Origin of the sequence: Flavobacterium lipolyticum (genome assembly GCF_020905335.1) — a bacterium.
In the GTDB taxonomy this organism is placed as follows: domain Bacteria; phylum Bacteroidota; class Bacteroidia; order Flavobacteriales; family Flavobacteriaceae; genus Flavobacterium; species Flavobacterium lipolyticum.
In genome coordinates, this window is the sequence record NZ_JAJJMN010000001.1 from 2938508 (window position 1) to 2965305 (window position 26798).

General features: G+C 32.4%; 23 protein-coding genes and 1 tRNA gene. 14 read left to right on the forward strand and 10 right to left on the reverse strand.

Annotation, left to right across the window (positions count from 1 at the left end; all coding sequences use genetic code 11):
• Window positions 1-50: 50 nt before the first annotated feature.
• Both LNQ34_RS12860 and LNQ34_RS12865 read left to right on the forward strand, forming a co-directional pair.
• Complete coding sequence (locus tag LNQ34_RS12860; RefSeq protein WP_230000046.1) at window positions 51-1019, forward strand: ROK family protein; 969 nt, start codon at window positions 51-53, stop codon at window positions 1017-1019.
• A gap of 117 nt (window positions 1020-1136) precedes the next feature.
• On the forward strand, window positions 1137-2141 hold the full coding sequence (locus LNQ34_RS12865) for an isoaspartyl peptidase/L-asparaginase family protein (protein ID WP_202703825.1): 1005 nt from the start codon (window positions 1137-1139) through the stop codon (window positions 2139-2141).
• A gap of 766 nt (window positions 2142-2907) precedes the next feature.
• Here LNQ34_RS12865 and LNQ34_RS12870 read toward each other — a convergent pair.
• Window positions 2908-3456 carry a DUF4494 domain-containing protein gene (locus LNQ34_RS12870; protein ID WP_202703640.1) on the reverse strand — a complete coding sequence of 183 codons (549 nt, stop codon included), beginning with the start codon at window positions 3454-3456 and terminating at the stop codon, window positions 2908-2910.
• Window positions 3457-3579: 123 nt separating this feature from the next.
• Window positions 3580-4296, reverse strand: coding sequence for a S24 family peptidase (locus LNQ34_RS12875; protein ID WP_202703639.1), 717 nt, complete (start codon window positions 4294-4296; stop codon window positions 3580-3582).
• A gap of 253 nt (window positions 4297-4549) precedes the next feature.
• On the opposite strand from LNQ34_RS12875, the gene LNQ34_RS12880 reads away from it, so the two are divergent.
• Both LNQ34_RS12880 and LNQ34_RS12885 read left to right on the forward strand, forming a co-directional pair.
• Complete coding sequence (locus LNQ34_RS12880) at window positions 4550-6256, forward strand: hypothetical protein (RefSeq protein WP_230000047.1); 1707 nt, start codon at window positions 4550-4552, stop codon at window positions 6254-6256.
• Between the two features lie 330 nt (window positions 6257-6586).
• Window positions 6587-8536, forward strand: a complete 1950-nt coding sequence (locus LNQ34_RS12885; protein ID WP_230000048.1) for an outer membrane beta-barrel protein — start codon at window positions 6587-6589, stop codon at window positions 8534-8536.
• Between the two features lie 99 nt (window positions 8537-8635).
• Here the strand turns inward: LNQ34_RS12885 and LNQ34_RS12890 are convergent, their stop codons facing one another.
• Window positions 8636-9733 carry a Ppx/GppA phosphatase family protein gene (locus LNQ34_RS12890; protein ID WP_202703636.1) on the reverse strand — a complete coding sequence of 366 codons (1098 nt, stop codon included), beginning with the start codon at window positions 9731-9733 and terminating at the stop codon, window positions 8636-8638.
• Window positions 9734-9738: 5 nt separating this feature from the next.
• Window positions 9739-9921, reverse strand: a complete 183-nt coding sequence (locus LNQ34_RS12895) for a hypothetical protein (RefSeq protein WP_230000049.1) — start codon at window positions 9919-9921, stop codon at window positions 9739-9741.
• Window positions 9922-10297: 376 nt separating this feature from the next.
• On the opposite strand from LNQ34_RS12895, the gene LNQ34_RS12900 reads away from it, so the two are divergent.
• The 4 genes from LNQ34_RS12900 to LNQ34_RS12915 all read left to right on the forward strand — a co-directional run bounded on the left by LNQ34_RS12900 (window position 10298) and on the right by LNQ34_RS12915 (window position 15393).
• On the forward strand, window positions 10298-11032 hold the full coding sequence (locus LNQ34_RS12900; protein WP_230000050.1) for a class I SAM-dependent methyltransferase: 735 nt from the start codon (window positions 10298-10300) through the stop codon (window positions 11030-11032).
• Between the two features lie 261 nt (window positions 11033-11293).
• Window positions 11294-13306, forward strand: coding sequence for a M13 family metallopeptidase (locus tag LNQ34_RS12905; RefSeq protein ID WP_230000051.1), 2013 nt, complete (start codon window positions 11294-11296; stop codon window positions 13304-13306).
• A 658-nt stretch (window positions 13307-13964) separates the two neighbouring features.
• On the forward strand, window positions 13965-14105 hold the full coding sequence (locus tag LNQ34_RS12910) for a hypothetical protein (RefSeq protein WP_230000052.1): 141 nt from the start codon (window positions 13965-13967) through the stop codon (window positions 14103-14105).
• Between the two features lie 100 nt (window positions 14106-14205).
• The gene (locus LNQ34_RS12915) at window positions 14206-15393 is read left to right on the forward strand and encodes a TlpA disulfide reductase family protein (RefSeq protein ID WP_230000053.1); all 1188 of its coding nucleotides are present in this window, start codon (window positions 14206-14208) and stop codon (window positions 15391-15393) included.
• 608 nt (window positions 15394-16001) lie between these two features.
• Here LNQ34_RS12915 and LNQ34_RS12920 read toward each other — a convergent pair.
• From LNQ34_RS12920 to LNQ34_RS12930, 3 genes are all read right to left on the reverse strand, one after another.
• Window positions 16002-16244, reverse strand: a complete 243-nt coding sequence (locus tag LNQ34_RS12920) for a hypothetical protein (RefSeq protein ID WP_230000054.1) — start codon at window positions 16242-16244, stop codon at window positions 16002-16004.
• The gene (locus LNQ34_RS12925; protein ID WP_230000055.1) at window positions 16234-16617 is read right to left on the reverse strand and encodes a hypothetical protein; all 384 of its coding nucleotides are present in this window, start codon (window positions 16615-16617) and stop codon (window positions 16234-16236) included. Before LNQ34_RS12925 ends, LNQ34_RS12920 begins: the two co-directional genes overlap by 11 nt.
• A gap of 163 nt (window positions 16618-16780) precedes the next feature.
• Window positions 16781-17299 (reverse strand): endonuclease V, encoded by a 519-nt coding sequence (locus tag LNQ34_RS12930; protein WP_230000056.1) that lies wholly within the window; start codon window positions 17297-17299, stop codon window positions 16781-16783.
• Window positions 17300-17818: 519 nt separating this feature from the next.
• Between LNQ34_RS12930 and LNQ34_RS12935 the strand changes: the two genes are divergently transcribed.
• The 5 genes from LNQ34_RS12935 to LNQ34_RS12955 all read left to right on the forward strand — a co-directional run bounded on the left by LNQ34_RS12935 (window position 17819) and on the right by LNQ34_RS12955 (window position 21934).
• On the forward strand, window positions 17819-18364 hold the full coding sequence (locus LNQ34_RS12935; RefSeq protein WP_230000057.1) for a hypothetical protein: 546 nt from the start codon (window positions 17819-17821) through the stop codon (window positions 18362-18364).
• A 181-nt stretch (window positions 18365-18545) separates the two neighbouring features.
• The gene (locus tag LNQ34_RS12940) at window positions 18546-18959 is read left to right on the forward strand and encodes a hypothetical protein (protein ID WP_230000058.1); all 414 of its coding nucleotides are present in this window, start codon (window positions 18546-18548) and stop codon (window positions 18957-18959) included.
• A gap of 355 nt (window positions 18960-19314) precedes the next feature.
• Window positions 19315-20586, forward strand: coding sequence for an AAA family ATPase (locus tag LNQ34_RS12945; protein ID WP_230000059.1), 1272 nt, complete (start codon window positions 19315-19317; stop codon window positions 20584-20586).
• Window positions 20576-21151 (forward strand): hypothetical protein, encoded by a 576-nt coding sequence (locus LNQ34_RS12950; protein ID WP_230000060.1) that lies wholly within the window; start codon window positions 20576-20578, stop codon window positions 21149-21151. Before LNQ34_RS12945 ends, LNQ34_RS12950 begins: the two co-directional genes overlap by 11 nt.
• A 177-nt stretch (window positions 21152-21328) precedes the next feature.
• Complete coding sequence (locus LNQ34_RS12955) at window positions 21329-21934, forward strand: hypothetical protein (protein ID WP_230000061.1); 606 nt, start codon at window positions 21329-21331, stop codon at window positions 21932-21934.
• Between the two features lie 255 nt (window positions 21935-22189).
• Here LNQ34_RS12955 and LNQ34_RS12960 read toward each other — a convergent pair.
• The 3 genes from LNQ34_RS12960 to LNQ34_RS12970 all read right to left on the reverse strand — a co-directional run bounded on the left by LNQ34_RS12960 (window position 22190) and on the right by LNQ34_RS12970 (window position 24436).
• Window positions 22190-22262: transfer RNA gene (locus tag LNQ34_RS12960), tRNA-Met, on the reverse strand.
• 126 nt (window positions 22263-22388) lie between these two features.
• The gene (locus LNQ34_RS12965; RefSeq protein WP_230000062.1) at window positions 22389-22913 is read right to left on the reverse strand and encodes a DUF4269 domain-containing protein; all 525 of its coding nucleotides are present in this window, start codon (window positions 22911-22913) and stop codon (window positions 22389-22391) included.
• A complete protein-coding gene (locus tag LNQ34_RS12970; RefSeq protein WP_230000063.1) occupies window positions 22910-24436 on the reverse strand; it encodes an ArnT family glycosyltransferase in 1527 nt (508 codons plus the stop codon). The genes LNQ34_RS12965 and LNQ34_RS12970 overlap by 4 nt, the downstream gene beginning before the upstream one ends.
• Before the next feature lie 350 nt (window positions 24437-24786).
• Between LNQ34_RS12970 and LNQ34_RS12975 the strand changes: the two genes are divergently transcribed.
• Entirely contained in the window at window positions 24787-26493 is a 1707-nt protein-coding gene (locus tag LNQ34_RS12975; RefSeq protein WP_230000064.1) for a hypothetical protein, read from the forward strand.
• Window positions 26494-26798: the final 305 nt, after the last annotated feature.

Here is a 26798-nt window from a genome sequence, read left to right on the forward strand (position 1 = left end):
AAGAAATTAAGAAAAATGAAGCCGTTAGACTTAATAAACTTAATTTCTTAATGTTGAAAAAAATAAAACTAAATTTTTCTAATCCGCATATTGGTTCAAATCCAAAATACAAAAGAATGAATAAAGAATATGCCGTTGGATTAGACATTGGAGGTACACATATCACCGCAGCGATTATTGATATAGTAGACATGAAGGTGATCGATTTTTCACTGCACAAAGAATCTTTCGATTCGAATTTGCCTGTAGCAGAAGTAATGACCATCTGGGAAAAAGCAATTCGCACCGCGATCGAAAACTCAAAAGTTGAAAATACCACAGGATTGGCTGTTTGCATGCCAGGTCCGTTTGACTATACGAATGGTGTTTGCTGGATAAAAGGGCAATCAAAATACGAGCATTTTTATGGACTTAATGTTCGCGATCTGTTTCAGAATCAATTGAAGCTGTCGGGTGATTTTCCTATATTGTTTGAAAATGATGCCGTTTGTTTTGGTAAAGGAGAAGTATTTAAAGATGCTGAAAATCTTTCTAAAAAAGTAATGGCTATCACATTAGGGACAGGGCTTGGAGCTTGTTTTATAGACAAAGGCGAATCGATTAGTACGGGCGATTTAGTACCAAAAGACGGAGAAATATACGATCTGCCTTATCAAGACGGAATTGCCGAAGATTATGTTTCCGCACGTGGACTTATAGCCGGTTATTTTGCTTTAAGCGGAAAAAAAATAAACAACGGATTGGAGCTTTTTAATTTGGCCAAAGCCGAAGATAAAGTCGCGATAGAAGTGTTTGAAAAAATGGGAGAAGATTTAGCCGCGATTGTTATTCCATGGTTGGAAAAATTCGATGCGGATAGTTTCATCATTGGTGGAAAAATTGCCAACGCAAGTGAATTTTTTCTACCAATTTTCAACAAAAAGATAAAAGAAGCTGGAAGCACTATCAATGTTGCTGTTTCTACAGACAACGAAAAAGCAGCTTTATTAGGCGCAACAAGTTTGCTTTATACAGCATAGTTTTGATTATATTAGATGCCACCGATTAAAAAGCTTTACAACACAGATTAGAGCATCCTTTGAATCCTCTAATCTGTGGCAAAAAAAAAATGATCAGCGGCCCGTAAAATAGTAGATATGACAAATTCAAATCGCAGGAATTTTATTAAAACGGCAGCTATTGCTTCAGTAGCGGTAGCCTTGCAATCTTTTCAATCCAATTCGGAAGAAGAAGAGAAAAACATAGTTTCTAAAAAAGGAAAAAAGCCCATTGTGCTTTCTACCTGGAGATTTGGAATTCAGGCCAATGAAGCTGCCTGGGAAGTTTTAAAAAACAAAGGAACTGCTTTAGACGCTGTCGAAGCCGGAGTTAAAATTCCGGAAGCCGATCCTAAAGAAAGAAGTGTAGGCTACGGCGGACGCCCGGACCGAGATGGCCGTGTAACATTAGATGCCTGTATTATGGATGAAAACGCTAATATAGGATCAGTTGCTGCTTTAGAATACATCAAACATCCCATATCGGTTGCGAGAGCAGTCATGGAAAAAACACCTCATGTGATGCTGGTAGGCGATGGAGCCCTGCAATTTGCGGTAGCACAGGGTTTCAAAAAAGAAAATCTGCTGACAGAGGAATCTGAAAAAGAATGGAAAGAATGGCTCAAAGACAGCAAATACAAACCCATTGCCAATATTGAGAATCATGACACCATTGGAATGATTGCTTTGGATGCCAATGGTAATCTTTCCGGAGCCTGTACGACAAGCGGAATGGCATTTAAAATGCACGGACGTGTTGGCGATTCCCCAATTATCGGAGCCGGTTTATATGTCGACAATGAAATAGGAGCCGCAACCGCTACCGGACATGGAGAAGAAGTCATCCGGATTTCGGGCTGTCATCTTGTGGTGGAATTAATGCGACAAGGTAAATCACCTCAAAAAGCCTGCGAAGAAGCCGTTGCACGAATTGTGAAATTAACCAAAAACAGAAACAAAGATTTAAAAGACATTCAGGTAGGTTTTATTGCCCTGAACAAAGCCGGAGAATATGGTTCGTATTGCATTCAGGGAGGTTTTAACTACGCCGTTTACGACGACACCGGAAACCGTTTAATCGATGCCGATTTTTTTCTGAAGTAGGATAAAATGAACTCTTTATTGTAGTTAATTTTGAGGGATCGCAGTATAATAAAATAGTATTCTCTTTATCTTAAAGTACTTTAGGAATGAAAGTGACAGCCTTTTGCAATCTTTAAAGGTTTTGCATTTTCCTAATAATTACTTAATTGTAAAAATAATAATTTACAGCTTACCCCATAAGAGATAAGTGTTTGGGATCTGTTGCTCTGAAAGAGCCTTAGCAATAGTGCGGTGCAAAGCACCATCAATAATGATGATGATTGTTTAAGCCCTGTAAGGGCGAAAGCATAACCCAAAAAGCACATATCTTATTTTATAACATAACTTTTAATTAAGATCTTATACTTTGTTTATAGCTGCTTATGCCCTTTCAGGGCAATATAATTCATTATCTTAATTTATAGTGCGTTGCACTATTTTTATGCTTTTGGGCTTTCAGCCCTTTTTAAACATTCAAATCTTTATGCCAGAAGGTAGCGCTAATTATAAAATCAGTTGTAATAAAATGGTCTCTTAAATGTAGAGCTGAAATCGTTAATAAAAGGAATAATTTCTATCAGCCCCACAACATTTTGTATTGATCTATTTTTATTAGAAAATGTGCAAAAATCTATATATAAAAAAGCTTCGGAGAATTCCGAAGCTTTTGCTTTTTATAATTTAAAAAAGAAATCCGTATAAATCCGTGTCTTCGCTTTAGCGAAGCTGTCAGATTCGTGTACACTATTCACAGCTTCTTTGAAAGAGCCTGCATTAATTTTAAAACCTATTCCTCTAATGCAGTTTCAAACTCCATATGGTCAACAACCTCCGCAGCTGCTTGTGCAGGTTTAGATGCTTTTAGTCTATTAAATCTTTCCAATTGCTCCGTTTCTCCTTCTTCTCCACTGAAATAAGGAAAAACATCCATAATAGGGGACTCAGAAACGGCCGGGATAGAATATTCTCCCATGGTGCTTTGCATTACATGCAGCGTGTTGTCGTAAGCCTCTCTCACATCATTGGCCTGAACCAGCATGTACATATTTGACTTTCTTTCTTTACCGCTTTCTTCATCATAAGCCAATAAAGAGACTTTGGATTTAAACCAACGGTCTGTATTTTCAAAAGGGTGAATTTCGGCGTAATTAGCCACTTTTATATTGGTGATTTTGAATTCCTCACTGATATAAGCCGACATCTCTTCATTAATTCTTCTTTCAGCTTCTGTATAAGACAAAGCATCTACCAAGTAAGGCTCTGTTAAAACTTTTTGCCCTCCGGTTTCGTCCGTTTTTCTATATTTTACCTTGCATTCGTACCAAGTTGCGCTCATCTTTATTATTTTTTAAGGATGCCAAAGATAGATTTTACCGAAAAAAAATCCCCTAAAATTGTGAAATAGATATTCACAATTTTAGGGGATTTTAGTTAAGTTTTTGATTGTTAGTGTTTAATGTTAAAAGTTTGAATTGATCCGAATTGTCGCTTTTATTAAAGCTAATCCTTCAATATTTTTAAGGAGAACATCCTTCGATTCGTATCGACTGTTTTCACTGACCAGTTTAATCCATTCCTCTCCTTTGTCTGATTTTTGTACCCATCGGATCAGGAGAAATTCTTCCGGTTCATCGGTTACTACAGAAACCAAATACATTTCTCCCCAAATAATATGTTCGATTCTGCTGCTCATTTTCTTATAAATGATCAGATCACCGCTCTTTAAAAAAGGATACATGCGATCTCCACTTACATAAATAGCGCCATCGCATTTGGGTAAGTTTGGAACAGAGACATAGTCAATTGGTTTTTCCTCAGATTCTTTAAACAGGGAAACCATTCCGTCAGCAGTTTCAACATCATAGACCGGTACAAACTGCTTCTTAAGTGTTTTTGTAGTGGTGACTTCGTAAACAGTAGAAGGTTCTTCAATTTCACTCATTTTAATTCCCCATTCATACTCAAAAAAGGCAGCATTTTCAAGCATATGCCCTTTTCCTGTCAGGAGCCACTCCGGATTAATTTCAGGATAAATGCGAAGTATCTGCTCTATTTTTGAGGCACCAACATCTTTAACCTTATCCAAAAAGCCGTTAGAAAGCCCCGTTTCGATATAAAATTTTCTTCTATTAATTCCTTTATATTCAATAATTTGTAAGATTCTATTTACGATCATTGCAATTATTTTTAGATTATAACATATTTTTATTGCTATTTATAGGATAAAATCTATATATTTGTAAGTAAAAAAGCACAAAATGATGTTTTAAACAAACGTACAAAAAAAAACATAAAATACACTACTAAAGGGTAAGGTAGTCAAAATTTCAGAAGAAAAATAAAGCTATTATTCTCAGGCGTTCTTTAAGTTGTAAAATGAAAGTAAAGGAAAGATAGGTCGATGAGGTTTAACATAAAAAGAATAAAAGATGAATTATATACTCAGAATAGATCCGAAAAACCCCTATAAGGAACGATTAGAAATGGCTATTGTAAACTTACTTCCGTTTGTTGGAGCAGAAGCCATTTATGTGTCTTTTACTAAAAGCAATAAAGTAACAGTCATCACTTTTATTCTAAAAAAAGAGACCGATAAGGATGAGGAGGTTTTAGATCAGGTAAAGGAGAAAGTAATAAGTATCTATCCCGAGTTTATTTTTAAGTTTATGGATTCTGACTGTGCTAAAAAGGGCTTTAAAAATGGAAAGCCTTACTTTGTTCAGCATTGTACGTTAAAAGAATTAATTTATTTTGAACCGGGAGCTAAAGTTTTTTACCCTCGGAAAGACACCTCTAAAAAGCTGCTTAAAAAAGCAAAAAAAAGATTCTCTCTTGATATGGAAGCTGCAGTGGTATCTTTTAGAAATGTGTCGGTTTATAGCGGAAAAAATAAAAATGAAGAAGCCGTATTTGCCTTGTATCAGACCTTAAGGTATATTTATATCTGTGCCTCAGAATTTTTCACTGCCGTCTTTATTAGCAATACTTGTTTGTTTCAGCAATATGATTACATCATCAAATATGCGCCTTCATTTAAAAGAATACTCAATAAGAATATGGCAGTTCATAATGAGATAGTTGTAATGCTTAATAAAGCTTATTCCTGTGCTATGCAAAATACAGAGATGGGTGATATAGATCCGGAGCTGATGATTAAGGCAAAAATAAAAGTGGAGTCAATGCAGAAAGAATTGAACAGATTATTTTTGGAGTATAAAGCATTATGTAAGGAAAAGATGCAGAAATTAAGCAGGCAAGAATGTACCGGAAAGTATATTTTCAACGAAAAGATTCCATCCGATTATTTTGTTGAAGATGCTTTAAAAAGTATTAACGATTTGATGGTAACTCAATCAAACATAAGATGTGTTTACTGTTTTGGTTATACCATACTTCACGATCAGAAAAGTAAGCCCCAAAATTATTCTGATAAACTTCCTGGGTATCATTTTTATCTGCTGATCATTAGTCTGGATCAAACTCAAGATGAAATCTCCTCAATGGAAGGACTTATTCTGGAAAAATTTGAAGGCAGGCATCAGGTAACCATTCTTAGCCATTCAGGAGAATTAATCCGTAAGGAAAAGACATACCGGAAGTATTTTTTCGATTATGTCAAAACGCACGGACTTTTAATTTACAATGCTCCTTATTATACTGTTTATTTTAAAAAACATCTTCCTAGTTGGGAATCTGAATTCAAAGAAAAATATGAGAAAGACAAAGTTTTAAGGGCAAAACAGCTTTTTGATGATGCAGAGTATTATTTGAGTGATAATCATGTGGCTGTTAAAAGGGTGCTCTTTAGAAAAGTGATTGAGCAAGTTGGTTTAGGACTTATTTATTTGCATTTAGGATACTTTTCAGATCAATTATCGATAAACAGTTTGTTCTCATTATTAAAATACATTCAGGAGATTGAGCTTCCTTTTGATCATGAAAATGAAAAAGAAACTAAGATTATGGAATATCTGTTTGAAACGGCGGTAGTATCTATAAATAAAGAAGGGCAAGATAACAATAACGATTATGATAAATTGATCGAAAATAGATGCATTTTATTTTTAAAACATGCAAAAGATCAGGTTGCGAAGGAAGCCGGGAAATTAGATTCTAAGAAGTCAAGATATTTTTAGTTGATTACTGAACTTGGTAAAGAGTTCGATTTAAAATTGCACAAAGTCTTTTTGGCTTGGTGCAATTTTTTTGGTTTATAAAGATGAACTTTCTGAAAGTATCCTATGCTTTTGAAATAAATTGGAGATCGAAATATATAATTTCAGAATCAGCTAACTTTTAAAATCTGACTCATATTATCTCGGCCAGATAGTATCTTATCCGATACGCTTCTTGTGGTACTTTTTTTATAAAAATAGTAGAATTGAGTTTTTTTATTTTGTTTTATTTGCGCCAAATTTTGCCTTTATAAGTTGAAAATTTAACCGCTATCGTTGCCAAGTATCAGAATGAAAAAAATAATTACGCTATTGTTCGCTATAAATTCATTTGTTGTTTTCGCTCAGGAAATAGTTAAAAATGAATGGGTCGACTCCTCAAAAGTGGAAATCCTTCAAGAGATAAAAATTATTAAAAATAAGAGAAAAGCTGGTATCTATAAACTTCATTTGCCCAAAGAAATTTTGAAAAATGAAAACATGGGTAAAACGTTGCGACGCGTTGAGAATATTACTTTGGATAATAGCAAGACAGTTTATTTTAAAGGCAAAAAAATCAAAAACTATATTTATAACGACAAAGTAATCACTCAGGAAGAATTTTTTAAGCTATTATCTGAGAACATTGTTTCCTTTCAGATTGTTGAGAATTATTTTAATTTGTCCAATGGCGAGACCGAACTTGTTATAAAAGTAAAGGACAATAATGGTAATGTTGATAATATAAAAGGTACAGTTGATGGAACGCTGGGGCTCTTGCAGGAGTTCAATTTTTTAGGGTTGAATCTGTTTTATAAAAAAAATAAATTTTCGACAATTCTGAATGTTTCTAATCTTAAAAATGTTTCCGATAACAGTTCAGAAGAAATGTTCAATGATAAAACTTTAAACTATTCCAATCATAGGGTTTTGTATCAGTCAAATTTTTCAATGCTTACTATTTTTGAGATCGATAAATCAAGCAGTCTTTCACTGCGAAACAAATACTCCATAGTAGATGAAAACAGAAGGAGTATTTTTCCGGATTTATCAGAGGCGTCTTATTTTTTTCTTATTCGGGATTATAGCACAAATTTAAGGTACGAGAAGAAGACAGAAAATAATTTAGAGTATAAACTCAATTTAGATTATGTAAGTAATAATAATAAAATTGAAAATAAGTCTAATAAGTCGAATCAAAAATTTACAGAATGGACGTTTAGTTCTTCGATCTCAAAGTCAATTGATAAACTTTATATTCAATCGGCATTGGTATTGACCGATCGCAATTATGTTTTTGACAATGTGACAAACAGGAGTGAGGTGAAGCAAAATATTGTTACCCCTTTTGTCAGTTTTAGTTATGATTTAAACCCTAATAATTCAGTATCATTTGGCAACAGATTTCAGTTCTCTCGAGATAAAGTAAACAGTGAAGCTGTTTTTGATCATAATTTTTACCTGCCAAATTTTACTTATTTTTCGAAATTTGATTCGATAGTAGATTTGGAGTTCAATTATAAGCGGTACGTTGTCAGGCCAAGTATAAGATCAATTTCTAATTTTACGTATCAGGATTTTAATAATAATTCAGTTGTCAATCCTTCTTACATAGAGCCGGAAATTAATAATTCTTTTTCTCTCGATTTGGTCAGGAATATAAAGAAAGTAGATGTAACTCTAAACTTCGGCTACTTAACATCGTCTAACAATATTTCTATTGTTAATGAACTAAATGACTACAAAATGATCTCTAAAAATACAAATCTCGATTCTTATAGTAGTAGTTCTGTTGGTACTTCAGTCTCATTTAAATTTTATAAAGAATCCAGATTTAATTTGAACTATAGTTATACCAAATTAAAAATGAAGAAGGAGAATGAGATGTATGAAGGGTTTGTAAATTATCTTGATTTATCGGTTAGCGGGAATATAGATAAAAGCACCATGTATTCGATCAACTCTTATTATATTGACAGGTTTTACGATTTTAATTTGTATCGTTCAGTGAAACCTGATATCTCATTTAGTGTATCCCGAAATTTCTTAAAAGACAGATTAAATATCAATCTGGAGTATAGAAATATTTTGAATACTGATGCAAACAGAATGTTGCGATTTACAAATAATACCAATTATTATGTGTTAGACAACAGAAATACATCTCATATGATTTTAGTAAATGCATCCTATAATTTCGGAAAAACATTTAAAGTAAATCGCAAATACATTCGGAATATTAGCTCGGATATGAAGCTGTAAACTAGTGTAAAACTCAATGTTACTTTTTATTTTATTAGATGTTTCATAGACAAAAAAAGCTTCAGATTTCTCTGAAGCTTTGTCTTGATGATGAGGTTCTTAAAAATTGGTATTTACCTTTTTAGAACGGTCTGCAATGTAAGAGATCAACCAGGTTATTGGGCCTTCTTTTACAAAATATATTTTTTTCTTCTCTAAATTAGGAATACTCTCTACGCAGGCCTGTAGTATGTTATTTGCCGAAATAAGGTATTTCTGGTCGTATATGTTTAATACTCTTGCAGCTTCGGTGTTGGTTTTAGCAAGGGTGTTAAACTTGTTGAAATTATTCTTTAGAACCGCATCGTAATCGATAACATCTTCCAGTTTTATTGGCAGATAATGGTCTTTCGTATTCTCATTGTAATACAATGTTGTAAAAGCCCATACAGCTCCACCGGACAGATAGATTTTTTCCTTTTTTAATAAAAGCGGATTTGCATCAAGCATATCCTTTATCTTTTTACGAACAATCGGATTAAAATCAAAAGATTTTTCCTGATATACAGACATGTCGCTGGCTTGGCTTTGGTTTGCAACCGTTTTTTTTACGGCATCAGTAAGTGACATCGTACCAAAATCAAGTTCTAAAGGAATAAACTCTAATTTACCATCCTGAAGTTCATCAATGTATCCACCTTTAGTACTTGCAGCACCAATATCAAGATGCAGAGCGTTAGCATAATCAACAGGTGGTATAGAACCTTTAACTAGTATTTTAGCTTCCTCATCAACATTGATAATATCAAGCTCTTTGTTGGTTAGCGTGCTGATCTTATTTTTTAAAGCATCAACATTACGAGCAGATCCAAAAACAGAAGAAGCCACTAAAAAGATATTTTCTTCCGGAATCTTAAATTGTGCTCTTATTTTAGTCAATTGAGTAAAAACGATAAGACCTGCTTTATTGATATCTTCCTGAGTAAGTTCACCAGTAGCAGTGATATGTTTGGCGAAACTCAGACCTTCGTCATTTGAATAATAGATAATTTTGTAATCTGCTTTTTTAATATTACTGACATCGAGAACAGAAACTTTTATCGTTCTGCGGCCGATTTCAATTCCGGCGTAAATATTTTTTTGAGCAAGAGAACTAATGGAGAAAAATAAACTGAAAAGTATAAAAATTAGAACTTGGGGGCTGTGTTTTTTAAGCATTGTATTTAGTTATGATTGTAATATGATTTATTGTTGATAAAGACTGTAGGTTGTTGTTGTTGTTGTTGTTGTTGTTGTTGTTGTTGTTGTTGTTGTTGTTGTTGTTGTTGTTGTTGTTGTTGTTGTTGTTGTTGTTTGATAATTAAAGGGTTAAAGTGTAAGTGGCGGTTTTTGATATAAAAAAGCAAAACCGAAAAGTTGATTTTTTAAGAGTGATTAAGAGGTTTTTGGAATCACTTTAAAAAGTAAAAAGGACTTCATAATTGTTAATGTGTAAATGACTAAATTAATGGGTAATTGTTTATCAGGCCTGAAATACAGCGAGCTAAAAAACTACTAAATATTTTAGGACGCAAATTTATAAAAACAATTACGAATACAAACCCAGTTATTAAGAAAACATATTATTTAATTGTTAAGCGGTATGGGCATTTTGAGCGGGTATGCATAATTTTCTTAGGTTTTGTACTTTTGTGTATTCCACTTTTAGTACAAAATGATAAGAGGGATAGAGAGAAGATATTCGTTGTTGTATTATTTAGGTTTAATAAAAAAGAGTAAGAGATGAAACAAAATATTTATGATGATATTGATTTTTTTGAGAACTATGGTAAAATGCCACGTTCGATAGAAGGTCTAAACGCAGCAGGAGAGTGGCATGTTTTAAAAAATATGCTGCCTGATTTTCGGGGCAAAAATGTTCTGGATCTGGGTTGCGGTTATGGCTGGCATTGTATTTACGCAAAAGAACAAGGAGCAGAGCATGTAATTGGAGTTGATTTATCAAAAAAAATGATTGATAAAGCAAAGGAAAATTCGAAAGGATTATCAATAGAATATGATCAAAAACCAATTGAAGATATTGAATTTGAAAACGAGCACTTTGATATTATTTTCAGTTCGCTTACGTTTCATTACATACAAGATTTGGAGGCTCTTTTCGGTAAAATAAACCAATATTTAAAGAGAGGAGGGAGCTTCGTTTTCTCTATGGAACACCCTGTTTTTACGGCAAAAGCGGAGCAGGATTGGTATAAAGATGAAAATGAAAACCGACTGCATTGGCCAGTTGACCATTACCAGAACGAAGGAGTGAGGCAAACCAATTTCTTAGGTCATAAAGTAGTGAAATACCATCGAACTGTAGCAGGTATTCTAAATGCCGTAGTTAACTCAGGGTTTAACATCACACAAATATCCGAGCCTAAGCCGTCAGAAGAAATCATTGAAAAATATCCGGAAATGACAGACGAATTAAGAAGGCCTATTTTTATTATGATTGCTGCTTGTAAATCATAAATTAATGAATTTTGGAATGCAAATAGTACGCAGATTATACAGATTCGCTAGACGAAAACGCCGATGGAAACGGATTTTTAAGTATTTTTCTCTTTATCATAGCTTCCAAGTTTTTTAACTAGTAATTTCTAACAAGAACATTAGAATTAAAAACTGAATTCGTATATTGTTCTGCTAAAATCAAATATGCCAGTCCTATACATTTTAGCATACCTGCTTTCAAACGTTTTTCAGTTCATTTTAATAGAAATTATTTAGACTATGAAAAAATCATTAGCACTTTTCGCTGCGTTCTTAGCTTTTACAGCGTGTTCCAAACATCAGGGACAAAAAAATATTGCGATCACCGGAATAGATTCCACATTGCGGCCGGGTGATGACTTTTTTAAATATGTAAATGGTAAATGGTATGATTCAGTATCAATACCTGCATCTCAAGCCGGAGTAGGTGTCTACATGTTTATGAATTACCCGCAACGAATGCGTCTGCAAGGCATATTGGACAGTATTTCAAAAAGCAAGAATTCACCAGGAAGTATAGCGCAAAAAGTAGGAGATTTTTATGCATCTGGAATGGATACGGTAACCATTGACAAACGCGGTTATACACCTATCAAACCTCTCCTGGCAAAAATTGAAGCAATTAGCGATTTACCGTCCCTAATGAACTTTGTAGTGAATGAAGTAAAAGTAGGTAATTCGTCTATTATAGCTTTTGGAGTTGGACCCGATGAAAAAAACAGCAGTATGAACATTGCTCAAATCTATCAAACGGGTATCGGTTTGCCTGACAGGGACTATTATTTTAAATCGGATGCACCAACTGTTGCCATACAGGAAGCTTACAAAAAATACCTAACGACATTATTTCAACAAACAGGCAGCAATGCTGATGAGGCTAAAAAGAATGCTGATTTGGTTTACGGTATCGACAAACAACTAGCTGGTTCGCATAAAACAAAAGTTGAACTTCGTGATGTGCAGGCCAATTACAATAAAATAGCTGTGTCAGAGCTCGTAAAAAGACATCCTAACATAGATTGGACTACTTTTTTAAATAATTTAGGAGCTAAAACCGATTTCATTAATGTAGGCCAGCCTGCCTATTATGATGCCCTTAATAAGCTTTTAAAAACCATTCCCATTAATAATTGGAAAATTTACCTGAAGGCAAATTCTTTAGAAAGATATGGCGACGATTTAAGTAAACCTTTTGTAGATGCCTCATTTGAGTATACCAAAGTGCTTTCTGGTCAGGCGGTTCAAAAATCACGCGGCGAAAAAATGGCTAGTGTTCTGGATACTTACTTAGGCGATGCGTTGGGCGAATTGTATGTAAAGAAATATTTTTCGGAAGAGGCTAAAAAACGGATGTTGATCCTCGTGAATAATTTGCAAAAAGCCTATGCCATAAGAATTGATAAATTAGAATGGATGAGTCCGGTTACCAAACAAAAAGCGAAAGAAAAATTGGCTGCCATGACTAAGAAAATAGGCTATCCGGACAAATGGAGAGACTATAGTAAGGTGAATATTGCCAGAGATGCTTATTTTGAGAATATGGTTTCGGCCGCTACAGCTGCCTATCAATTTCAATTGGCAAAATTGGGTAAACCGGTTGATAGATCAGAATGGTATACTACAGTTCCAACTGTTACGGCCTATAATAACCCTACTGCAAATGAAATTGTTTTTCCGGCAGGTATTTTACAAGCTCCCTATTTTGATAATAACGCAGATGATGCCCTTAATTATGGAGGTATCGGAATGGTGATTGGTCACGAAATAACCCATACTTTTGACGATCAGGGTGCGCAATATGACAAGGATGGTAACTTGAAAAATTGGTGGACAAAAGAGGATTATGCACAGTTCAAGTCCAGAATACAACAGGTGATCAATTTGTACAGCACCTATACTGTTTTAGGTGATCTACATGTTAATGGCGCCATGACAGTTGGCGAAAATACGGCAGATATTGCCGGATTAGCAGTTGCTTATGATGCTTTTAAAATGACAGAACAAGGAAAAGGAAACACAAAAATAGACGGTTTTACTCCGGACCAGCGTTTCTTTATTTCGTTAGCCAAAATATGGAGAGTAAAAATGAAAGACGAGTTCCTGCGTTTGTGGATCAACAATAACCCACATTCTCCACCAATTTGGCGTGTGAATGGTACTTTAATGAATACGACACCTTTTTACGAGGCCTTTAATGTACAGCCTAAAGATAAAATGTTTTTACCGAAGAAAGACAGAATAACAATTTGGTAGATCCTTATTTTCTAAAGTATTTCTATAAAAATCTGCGCAAAGATCCACTGTGAACTTTGCGCATTTTTTTTTGGCTTCTTCAGACAGATTTTTTTTAGAAGTGTTTTTTCTTTTAATAATATTCTATAATCGTTAGATATTTTATTGAAATCATTTACAATATTCTCTAGTGGAATTGCTATTGATTTTTTTATCAAATTCAACATTAGGGCTTCTTATTTTATAAACATTTGGTTTATCAAGTTGTCTATAAATGCAATAGGATCATTTATAAATGAATGTTTGTGAGTGTTCGTAATATCATTCACATTCTTAAATCTGACGTTTGGCAAGATTACGGTTTTAGACTTACTGGAAAGTTGGTTTTGTAATTGGAATGATTTGGCAAATGCAAAAATAGGGCTTAATTTAATTCCCCCTCTATAGTACCGGAACGTTGAGTACAGGTCATAAATATTCATTGAGATTTTGAGAGCAGAAGTATTCGTAAATTGAAAAGCACTACTCACTATAACACACAGCTCCTTTGTTTTTGCATCATTTTAGGATAATATTATATGCATTAAAGATAATACGATATTACAAAAAGAGATGAAAACAGGAGATATTTGTTACATTATTAGTTATAAAAAAAATAAGTTTAAAAAATGCTAAAAGTATGCTTTCTAGAAGTGAGATGAGAGCTATTGATGGTGGAGGACCTGTTGGTCAGAAAGGTTGTGGCGCCTGTTATAGTGCATATGATTGTGGATCAGGTCGTGATGCGTGCGATGGACGTTCCTGTTTTACCTTTAAATAGTTTCTAGTACCTTTTATGTAATAAATTAGATTTAAAAACAGGGAATCTTATTGAATTAAGATTTCTTATTTTTTTTATTAAAATTTTAAAATTAGTGCACATGAAATTAAAACTTTCAATTTTCTTTTTAGTTCTTCCATTTATAATGCTGGCACAGCATAGTTTTGTGCTAAAGGGCGTCTGCTTCAAAAAAGCTAACAAGAAAAAAATTTATTTGACATATAAGGCCAACGGCAAGAGCATTACTAAATCTTCGGAGATCTATAACAATAAATTTGTATTTAAAGGAGAAATTGATTTACCAGTTAAAGCAATTATTTGTACTGATCCTAGATTTTATATGACAAACTTAAATTCAAAAATATTTTATTTGGAGCCGTCTTCCATGAATGTTAAACTCGATATTGATGATTTGAATACAATAGTAATAAGTGGTTCTAAAACGAACGATGAATTTTATGCATTGCATAATACAACGGAAAAGGAAAAAATTCACAAAAAAATTGATTCTATCAGAGAATTGAGTAGATTTTATTCTGTTAAAATGGCAGCAACAAGGGATAATTCTTTAAAAATTCAATTTCAAAAGAGTTTAGATTCGCTGGATCAACAGTTGGATCAATTGGTGGATCAAAATATAAAAATAAATAGACAATCGGATTTTGAATTTATAAAAAAAAATCCAAATTCATTTATAACACCTGACTTATTAGAGTACATATTAGCAGAAGAGGATAATCAAATTCCATATGATACAATTAAAAAATTATACGATAAATTAGGACCAGAAGTACAAAAATCTTACAGCGGAAATCAATTGGCTGAAAAATTAAATTACTTTAAAAATAGTAGAATAGGAAGCTTGGCTCCTGATTTTAAGGTAAATGATTTGAATGCTAACTTGTTGCAACTTAGCTCATATAAAAACAACAAATATGTACTTCTTGATTTTTGGGCAAGTTGGTGTGGCCCTTGCAGAGAAGATTTTCCCTTTCTAAAAGAAATGTACTCTAAATACAAAGACAAAGGCTTTGAAATTATAAGTGTTACAAAGGATGAAAAGCAAGATTTGTGGAGAGCTACAATACAAAAAGAAAATATTGAAAAGTGGAAACATTTTTCAATCAAAGAAAATAAAAGCACAATTGAAAACACCTATGCAGTAACAGGAATTCCAGTGAAAATCTTAATCAATAAAGAGGGAAATATCATAGGCAGATGGATAGGTAGCAGTGTAGAAATCAAAGCAGAAATTGAAAATAGGATTACTGAAATATTTCACAACTAATAGATAATATATACCTGATAATACCTTAAAATAATAAGCAATCATAAGTAAGCTCTATTCATTTCTTACGCAGGAATTAATTTATTGAGAATTAAAACAATGTTCAGATAATCTTTATCAAACCAGTTGAATTATAAGATTTTTTATAATGAAAACAATAAATGCAGTAGCTATATGATAGGAGGAAATTTTGGTGAGGATAATGTCTGTCAACTTTTCCCTTGGTTATTCTCCTATTTGGTACTAGACAGGAATAAAAAAACATCGAAAAATGTCTCGTCCTGAAAAAAGTTTACATATTTATCTCCATTGGTGCGAGCGTCTCGCTCGTGAACGCAACGAAATGTTAATAAAGAAGGTTGTAAGGACGGTTAAAATAAAAAAGCTTTAGATTTCTCTGAAGCTTTATTTTTATATTTTTTATAAATGAATATTTCTTAATTTAATATTTCCGGATATAAATAAGAATTACTTCGGAATCATTAATTAATTAGTTCTTCAATCCTTTTCCTCATTTCATCTTTCTCTTTCAGCACTTGCTCTCCGGAGTATTTTTACAAAAATCTGCACAAAGGTTCCTGTGAACTTTGCGGTTTTTTTTTAGGATTCTACTTATCGGAACAAGGACAATCTATGTTTTCTAGTTCATTAATAAGAAAAGCAGCGTTGATTTTTTTTAAATAGTGTTTAGCAACTTCAATATGAATACAATGTTGCATATCTATAACTAAATCATCATTAAAAAAATGGTATTTTACATCGGCACCATCTGTCCAATTGTCTGTATATTCAATTACACCAACATCATGATCTTCGATAAATTTAATGAAACAACTAGGTTCAAACAACATATAACTCTTCTTTGAATTGAATTGATTTTGAAGGGGTTGAGTGCTCAAAACGAACTTGGTGGAATCTATCGTGAGGAGAGAATTTGTGTTTTTCTAATTTTTCTTTAAAAAAATCTATTTTTCCCTTTTCTAACCATCTTTTAAATAATACATTGATGAGGCCTTTAGCTATCTCACTGACCTTTTCTTCACTTGGAGAAGTAAAAGGGATATCGAAAGAAGGGATGTATCCTATATAAGAAGAATCTAGTTTTTTTACAGTCACTGAAAGGCGAGCGGTAATTTTACCCTTTTTAATTTCTATAACATCTTTCATCTCAGTTGTTTTTAACAAAAGTAATAATTTTTTTATACTTATTTCGAATTCGTCCATTGTTACAAAGTGTTAAAAAAAATATGCTGCTGTGAGCGTCTCACTCGCGCACGTAACAAAATGTTGATAAAGGAGGGATAGTGAAAAAAAAAGCTCCAGATTCCTCTGAAGCTTTGTCTTAGTAGTGGGAAGTATTCAAATGGCTAGACAACTTGTGAATAACCTATATTTCTTTTGTGAGCCTGTCTAGTTCTTTTAACAAGGTAGGGAATCTAAATTCACCAGCCATACTTTCGATTTTTGCAAATGCATCGTTTAAATCAATGCCGATTGAAGTGATAAAAAGAGGTTTTTTACTATCGCCCCTGAATAAGCTTTTTTTGTCTTTATTCAATGATGCAAAATTAGTTTTGGCGACCCCAATTATTGGGACTCTTTGGTTTAATTTTTCATATAGGTATCCTCCTAAGCCATATTTTTTATCATCATCCAGATAGATATAGCCATCGACAATTACAGCGTCAATATTTTCTAATTTCATCTTTTGTAAGAGACTTAAAATGCACGGTAATTCTCTTCGGTAAAATTCTCCAGGGATATAGTCTTCGATATTATCAATTATTTCTGAATGTACTTTATAATCTTTGTCTTGATTCCATTGATTAAATTCAATACAAACGGTTTTGGCTTTTCCGTCAAAATAATAAGTGTCAAATGCTAAAAGCACAAAATTTTCTATCATAATTCTATTGGTTTTATTGTATCAAAGGTATTTAATATGTGCGGTAATATTGGACAAGTAAAACTTAAGTTTTTCCTGTATTCTTAAAATGTAAAATTCCTCCGTTGGCGCGAGCGTCTCGTTCGTGAACGCAGTGAAATGTTAATAAAGAAGGCTTAGGGAGGGGTAAAATAAAAAAAGCTTCAGAGAAATTTGAAGCTTTTTCTTAGTAGCGGGAAGCATTCAAATATCTAACCAGATTATCTTGGATTATTACGATATTTTAGCATGCACAGCTTAATTTTTTTTCTGCTTTTTGTTTGTATAGCCGCTCATATAAGTGCCCAAAAGCATCAATCAAATTAAAAATCATTTTGATAGTTTGTAGTGAAAAAAATATATATTTGAAAATAAATAATGTATGAAATTTATCACGCCTATCTCCCCAAATTTGAATGGCTTTGTGTGGTTTTGTCACACATATATAAAAGTTGGCAGTCAGCAGAAAAAAACCGAACCTAAACGAACAAGACATAATAAATGAGAATTACACAAAAAATTATAATCCTAATTTGCTTAATATTTTCAACTTATTCAATCGGTCAATCTAAAATGATTGTTGGTAATAAACATACAATCTTTGTTGAAATACCAAAAGATTGGATTCAAGTACAAAATGACCAATTGCCTTTTTTCATTAAACCAGACGAAAAAAATGTAAGTGATTTGACTTATATGTATGCTTATGGAATTGATTATGATATTAATCCAAAATTAGATGAATGGATTGATGGAAACAATAAATACCTTATTGAAAACGAGAAAGGAGTAAAAATTGGAAGTTTAGACCTGAAATTTGAAAACATTAAAAAAGATAATTACTCAAATGGAAATTATAAAATAGTAACATACGAATATGAAAACAAACGAAAAGAATGTTTACTAATTATTGAATGTAAGAATACAATCGTTACTGTAGTATTGTCAACTAGTAATGATTTGGAATTTATGAAATATCTAAAGTCATTTGAGGAGATTTCAAAATCAACTAAAATTTTAGGAACTACATTGAAAGTTCAAGAATAAGAAAATAAAACTGCCGAACTGCCAACAGCCACTACAACGGATTTGGGCAATTGGCTTAATGGAAAGTTGGTTTTGCATTTGGATGATTTATTGAACCTCAAGAATGGACTTAATTTAATCTCAAACCCGCTGTAGTACCAGAATTTTGGACGACAGTTGAGAGAAACGAACAGAAATTCATATGGATATAGAATTGGTAAAGACAAACCTTAAAAATAAGTGGAATATTAATCCCTATGATTTTTGGATTCCATTACAAGGGAAATTGAAAGAAAATACGATCTATTTTGAAACAGATGCTTTTGAAAATAAAATTGGTTATGAAAAACTTAATCAAATTCTAAAAGAGATAAATAATGGTAATGTTTACTCATTTAATGAAGCTAGAGAAGAACATATTTATTCTGAAATATTGATAAAAGAATTTAATTCACCCGACATCTTTTTTACAAATGAAAATGCAGATTGGGTAATTTATCAAACTCACGAAGAAACAATTTCGTTTGCAGGAAAAGAACTGATTGACAAAATTAAGTTGCATTGGAAAAATTGGGAAGACAATGTGAATCCTTGGGAAATTAATACCGAAAAATAAAACCGATCGCTCAATGGTTACTATAACGGATTTGGGAAATCGGCTTAATGGAAAGTTGGTTTTGCATTTGGATGATTTATTGAACCTCAAGAATGGGCTTAATTTAGTTCCAAACCAAGACCTTATGCACGATTCTACTCTAATAGCCTAACGGGATTTGAATCAATTTTCCTTGAAAACACTGATAGTTTGTGTTTTTTTAAATTAAGCAAGATTTTTCGAACTACAAAAAAAACCTGATATCATCAGTAGTATATACTAGTTAGGCGACATCTCAAAAGTACAATTCAAATAAGAATTTTTTATTGAATATTATTACTTAGATTTGTTTATACAAAAAAAAGATACATATAAAATGACTAATATAGAGATAATAAATATTGGACCTATAAAACATATTAAAATTGATTTAAATCAAATTAATGTATTTATGGGGCCACAAAGCAGTGGTAAAAGTACGATTGCAAAAATTATTAGTCAGTGCTTTTGGTTTGAAAAGAACTATATATTAACTGGAGAAGAGTATTATTTTTATGGAGGTTTAATTGACTTTCACAGAATGGATGATAGTTATTTTTCAGATGATTCTGAAATTACTTATGATAGCCTATGGGTTAAAATAACATTCAAAGGAAAAGGAAAAAAAAGTAAGATTTCCGTAATTAGAAATGATATTTCAACTGATATATATCATAATTTAAAAATTGAATATATTCCAGCGGAAAGAAATTTTGTCTCTGCAATATCTAATCTTGAAAAGTATAGTGATAGTTATGATAATATTATTAACTTTTTAAATGATTGGATGATATTTAAAGAAACTCTCACAAATAAAAAAGATTTTTCAAGTCCTTTAAAGTCGATTAATATTAAGTATAAATACAATTCAACAAAAAAAGAAGATGTAATTACATTACCAAATAGAAAGAAAGTAAATCTTCAACGTGCTTCAAGCGGACAACAATCAATTATGCCATTATTAGTTGTTTGTGAATATTTGTTTAATGAACTATACAATCAAAAAAGAAATCCATCACCTGCAGAAAGAAAAAATATTCAAAATTTATTGCCTGATAATATGAAGTCAGATTATAAATGGGTAATTGATATGCAAAACTTTCATAACAATGAGATAGAGCAAAATAGCAATAAAGAAGTTGAAATAGTAAAGAAGAAAATATGGAATAAATTAGGTTTTTCTACAGACTATAATCATTCAACTGTAATAATTGAAGAACCTGAGCAAAATTTATTTCCTGAAACTCAGAAGGAATTAATTTACCATTTATTTGAATGTATAAAAGTAAAAAATAGACAACATAATTTAGTTTTAACAACACATAGTCCTTACATTCTATATGCAATCAATAATTGTTTAATGGGTAATCTTGTTAGTAATCAAGATATGGACAAAATAGAAAAAGCTGAGTTTTTAGAAACAAATTTTCTTTCCAGGAAATCTTGGATTTCTCCGAAATTAATATCTATATGGGAAATTCATAATGGAACCCTAAAGCAAATTCAGGATGAGGATAATATTTTATCTGAAAATTATTTCGATATTAAAATGACCGATTTAACTGATGAATATTACCAGCTTTTAAACTATTATAAGGATGAAAAGTAAAATAGATCAAATTTTCAATCCGGAAAAATTTATATATACTTCTAACGATTCACAGGAAATATTTGTTGCTGATTATACTGAAAGAACTGCATCAGTTCGTTCGGTTGAAGTACATCAGATTAAACCAAAAGACATTGATTCTCTAATAATAAATAATCCTACAAAAGTTAATGTTTTTACTTCAATCTTTTTACCTCAATGTTTCATTGATGAAAATGGAAAAGAACCGAAACAATGTGAATGCGTGATGAACCCAACAAATTTACATACTTTTTCATGGATATTATTTATCGAAATTAAAGATTGTAAACCTAGTAATGCTTCAAATTATCATAAAGAGTGTAAAGAGAAAATCTTGGAGAATGTACAATTATTTAGAGATAAAAATATAATTTCTGAAAATAAAATAGTTTATGCAGTTGTATCATTTCCAAGAAAGGCGAAAACAAACTTCCATAATCACTTAATAAAAGCACCTGAGCAAAAACAAATGCGAGATATGCATAAAATAATAATTAAAGGTACTAATGAAATAACTATTAAAAATGATAGAATTATTATTTAGAAATTGCTTATTAATAAAATAGACGATTGCCTAACAGCGATTTTGCGCAATGGCTAGTTGTTTAGTTAACTTGACGTTTTTTCTTCACGAAAAAACTTTATATTTAACAGAAATAAATCATTCCGCTGGCATCGCCACGGTACGTTGGCAGAAACCTAAACAAAAAACGGAGAAAAAATGGAAAACACAAGAGAACTTTACATTGATAGAGAAATACATAAATATGTTGATATAGTATTTGGAAGAACTTACTTTGATATGCTTTCAGATAATCTTAAAGATTATATCCAAACAGGTAAGATACAAGTTGATTATAATCAAAAAGATTCTAAAGAATTTTCACCGACATATGATTGCTTATATTACCCAACAGTTTCTACAACAAAATGCGGTGATGTGTTTGATGCGAATGATTGGCAAAAATTGGAACAAGAAATAGAAAAACATATTGATACTTTTTTACCAACATATGAACTATATTCGGTTAGAAGACTGATTAATGAACAAAAGTATTTTCTAAAATTAATTTTTCAGACAATACTTCATCCACAAGAATTTTCGAGTAATATTGGATTTGAATATTTTCTTAATCAATATACATTTCTCTATAAAAATTTTAAAAATGAAACTGAAAAAGAAGAACTGAAGAATTTTACTATCAGAGTAATCGAAAACTTAAAAAATGATCCTTGTGTAAACAAAATGGGATATGATGGAAAATTTTATCCTTTAGGAAATTTTGCTACAAATCCTTTAGAGTGGCTTATTAATAAAATCCAATAGGCTTCTGCCAACTCCCGCTCTTCGAAGAGTTCCTTATGAAAAGCTGTGTGAATGTCTCCGACTTCGTATCACAATCTGGATTAAGCTTAAGTAAAAATCTAAATAAACAAAAAAAGCTCCAGATTTCTCTGAAGCTTTTTGTCTTAGTAGCGGGAACATGACTCGAACCTGTGTCCGCCGCGGCTGATATGAGCCCGCCAGTTTTTGCTTTGAAATAAAAAAAAACACCACTTGTTGAAGTGGTGTTTTACTTAGTAGCGGGAACAGGACTCGAACCTGTGACCTTCGGGTTATGAGCCCGACGAGCTGCCTACTGCTCTATCCCGCGATGTTTCGGGTGCAAAGATACACAGTTAATACGGTTATGCAAGCAAAAAATGAAAATATTTTTAAATATCTTGATTTTTGATGTAAGATACTGGTGTACAGTTTGTTGTGTTTTGTTGAAAAAAGTTTAAATTTTATATTTCAGTAATTCAGCATACGGATCTCCATTTAAACCTAACAAAAAAGCAAAAGCAGGTTCAGTTTTGTATCCCTTTTGTTTGAGTTTGATAATCTCTAATCGGAAATTTTCACCTTTTAATTGCAGAATTTCATGTTCTATGAGCATGTGCAGATGCGCATTCTGTTGTTGAGTTGGAATATTTTGTCCAAAGATTTCAAATTCAAAAGGGCCTATTCTAAAACTTGCAATAATCGATTCTCTGTTATCAATTACTGTTTCCCGAATGGTATAATTGTTTTTGTTTCCAAAAGCAGCATGGAGTTTTTCGATAAATTTAGTTTTGTTTTTCCAGTAACAAATGATATCCAAATCACTACTTTCGATATCAATCGCAATGGGGATGGTGCCCACTAAAATAGGATCAAATTCAACTAGGTCGCCCAAAATATTATGTTGAGTCAGGGTTTTATAAGCCAGAATTTGTTTGCTGTTTCCGTTTTTTAGATAGTCGATAGTGGTAAAATCAATCATTTACTATAATTCGTTTCTTCTTTAATTTCAGCCTTCAGTCTTTTGTTAATGTCGATTTTGGCATTGATAAAAACAAAAATAGTCGCTCCATACTCTCTTGCATATTTGTTGGTGATCTCACCTGCAATACGTGAAGATCGAAAGAAAGGGCTGGTTTCCTGAAGTTCAGCAGTTCTTTCCCAAGAGTTTTTAACTCTGATGACATTTTTGTAGGGTACATCAAGAACAAACCAATTGAGATAATCGGCATTAAAAGACACCGCTTTTATCCCTTTTTTAGAGTAATAATTTATGGCACCGGCTTGTCCGTAATTATCACAGAGTACCAGTGTTGTTTTAGGATTTGGAATTAGGGCATAAACAGAATCTGTTTTTCGGGCGAGTTCTTTCCAGCCCAGCATATCGGCAAAATCTTGTGGCAGTTCGTGGTCTTTTCCATCTTCCCAACGCAGCATACCAAGTTTTTTGTAGGCCTCTGGATTTTTCACGATGTATTCCGGACTTTTATTAGGAAAGGCTAAGTCGTACATCGGAATAAAAAATAACAATGGAAGGATAATGAAAACAGGTTTTAGATAACGTTTCCAGCCTGTTTGCAGTACCTGAGAAAGAAAAACAGCTCCAAAAGCAATATAAACAGGGTACAAACCGATAGCATAGTAAGCTTTGGCTTTGAAATACAGAAACACTGCCAGTGTAAAAACCATCGAAGCAAAAAAGAATCGGTATTTTTCGAAGGACTTGTAAAACAACAATGCATATAAAGCGGAAAGAATAACAAAAAGCGAACCGATGAAAAATAACAATTGCTTTTTTAAAAAATCCATTCGATCTACATTAACAAGCTGCGTTTCGGCCAACTCTTTCATGTGATGTACAATGGGGAAATGGTTGTTGTACTGCCATAAAAGATTTGGCAAAATTAGAACTACTCCTAAAAGCAGTGCCCCATAGAGTTTTTTCTCTGAAAATATTTTTCTTTGACGGGATAATAAAAGGGCAGGTAAGAGGCCGATAAGGAGAAATAGCATATTGTATTTGTTCAGAAAGCCAAAAGCAAAGACAACGGAACCAATGTAAAACCATTTTTTGTTTTCGGTGGTCATGTACTGCACAAGTACATAATAAAAAGAAGTCCAGCATAAGATGTCCAACGAGTTAGGCTGGTACAAGATATTGATTCGTAACAAGGTCGAGAACGTAATGCAGGTGGCGCCTAAAATCAGGGCGTATAAGTTTCCTTTCAAAGCCTCAATCGTTTTCCAAACCATCAAGAGCGTTAAAACTCCAAAAAGGACAGGGAAAAACTTGACCCAGAAAACCGAATTTCCAAGTAAAAGGATAAGGTAAGAAATCCAGGAAGTAACGGGAGGGACCGATAAATAGCCCCATGCCAAATGATGCGCCTGATCCAGATGCAGGTATTCGTCGCGCTGCAAATCATATTCGGGACTTATTAAGATATATTGCAGTATAAATTTTAAGGCGATAAACCCGAGTAAAATGATGGTTTTTTTGGTCATGGTAGTTTTTGGTTTTTTAAACGGTCGTTTTTGGTAATAGCTTAAAATTAAAGCTAATATAAGTTTATTTTGGATTTTGTGGTGAGATTTGTTTTGTTGTAATCTTTCTGAAATGGAATAAAATTACCCGATAATGGAGCAGGATTGCACTTTTAAATTAGATAACTTGCAATAATCAATTATTTAGAAGATAAATATGGTCTTCTTTAAAATTCAAATTGATCGGTTTTGAATTTCACCAATTCAGAATCGGTTTTATTTCATTGATTTATTTTTTTTTAATTTAACAGGTTATTGTTTTGAGAGAATTATCTAATTGTTTTTTAATTGTTTTAATAAATATTTTTTTTATGAATTTATCCTTTGGACAAAGTAGTTCAAAAGATAAAATTTACACGCAAACTGATTTTGAGAAAAACAAAATATTTAATGAAACTTATAGCTTTTGGGACAAAGATCGGAAGAATTGGTTTTCAGCATCAGCTGACACTTCAAAAATATCTTATTTTGTAGATGCCCGAAATTATAAAGGGATCGTTAATTACGGGGTAACTTTTCGCACTAAAACTTTTAGGAATTTTAACTTTTTGGAGCATTTTTCTATGTGTTTTTTAAAAGTTGAAATTAGTAAGTGTTCCTATAATCCAAAAGACAGTATTGCAGACATTGAAGGTTTTGTGAGTGGAAATAATGAATGGGGAGCTAACGTTCTGATTAAAACAAAAAGAGAGAAAGAGTACGTCGAAATCTTTTTGGGAGAAAAAATAAATACGACAAAGATCTGTTATTTGGGACAAACCGTCAACAAAGATTCTGTCGAAGTAAAATTAAATAGTAAAGAAGCAAATGAATTTACTGTCTTGGATACATTTCCTGCGTTTTATTTTAAAAAAAAATATTCTCATTACAAGACAGTTTTGGGAAACAGATTTCCTTTTAAAATAAGCGGTAAAGTCAATAGAAGCTCGCTGCTTGCTTTCGGTTCAAGTTATTCTGAAATATTTGATATAGGAGCTATGATTTATGATCCTGAAAAGAATAAACGAAACAAAATAATCCGTAGGGAAAATTATGACTGCATTCCCTTAATTACAGCTAATAAACGGGTAGCAGATATTGAGAAAGAAAAAGTACAAAAACAGGAGATCAATTATTACACTTATACACAGAATGCTGAGAACTATATTGTAGGCAGGCAGTTTGGCAAAGCAAAAGAAGAGTATAATGTTTTAGCTCAAAAATATCCCATACTATTTGCGAGAGATATTCATAATGCTATGCGTTGCGCCATACTGTCAAGAGATTATAAAAATGCCTTTTGGTGGGGAGAAAAACTGGCATTAAAAGGCATTGAATTGCCGTATTTTAATTCTAAAATTTTTGCTGTTTTGAGGAAAAATCCGGAATGGAAGAGCTTTAGTGTCAAATACGATTCCGTTTCTAAAAATGCGCAGTATAAATGGAATTTAAACCTAAAAAAAGAATTAACAGATTTACTTGATGAAGATCAGGCTGAATATGGGCTTGAAAATCGAAAGAGTCCAAAAGTATTATATGAAACAACAGAAAAAGTTACCGGTAAACTGATCGATTTACTGAAAAAAGAAGGTTACCCTTCCGAAGAAAAAATAGGCAGTCTTGTAGTAAGGGATACTGTTTTGATCCCTTTTCCTGATTTTAATGTTTTAATCCTTCATGCCATACAACAAACGCCAAAAAAGAGTAAAGATCTAAACGAACTGTTGGATAAAAGCACTATTAATTTGGAATACGATCAAAAAAGGAGTTTTAATAACACCATAGGGTATGGATCTTGTTTTCGTATTTATAAAGGCAATTTATACAGTTCCAAGTCGTGTGGAAGAACTAATGATGCTGAAGTTCGAAAAATTGCATTCAAATTTAACAACCCTAATGGTTTTATTACGGATTATGGTAATTATGTGGTTGAAGCACACGATTCCAAAGATCAAAAATTGGTTGATGAGGACTATAAAAAAAAATACAATTTAATCATGAAACTTACGGATGACTGGGCGTTTTATGATAAGTATTAATAATTAGGATTTTGATATAGTCAAGGTGTAGATGAGTTTGTAAATAATGTTATCGACTGCTTAGACCGGGGTTTTGTAAGAATAGGGGAATCTGATAAGGTTGTAATTGAAAGCATGAATTTTAGTAATGAAAAAAGCTCTTATACTTTGAAAAACGCTTTATTTAGAAAATATAGAATCAGAAGAAGTGTAAAGTGTCTGGTTTAATGGGGGGTGCATCAATTCCAGGGAGAACGACTATGAAAATAAATGTTATGAAGTTCTCAATGATGCTTTCGTGTTACAAAAGCCGGTTAAAAAAATTG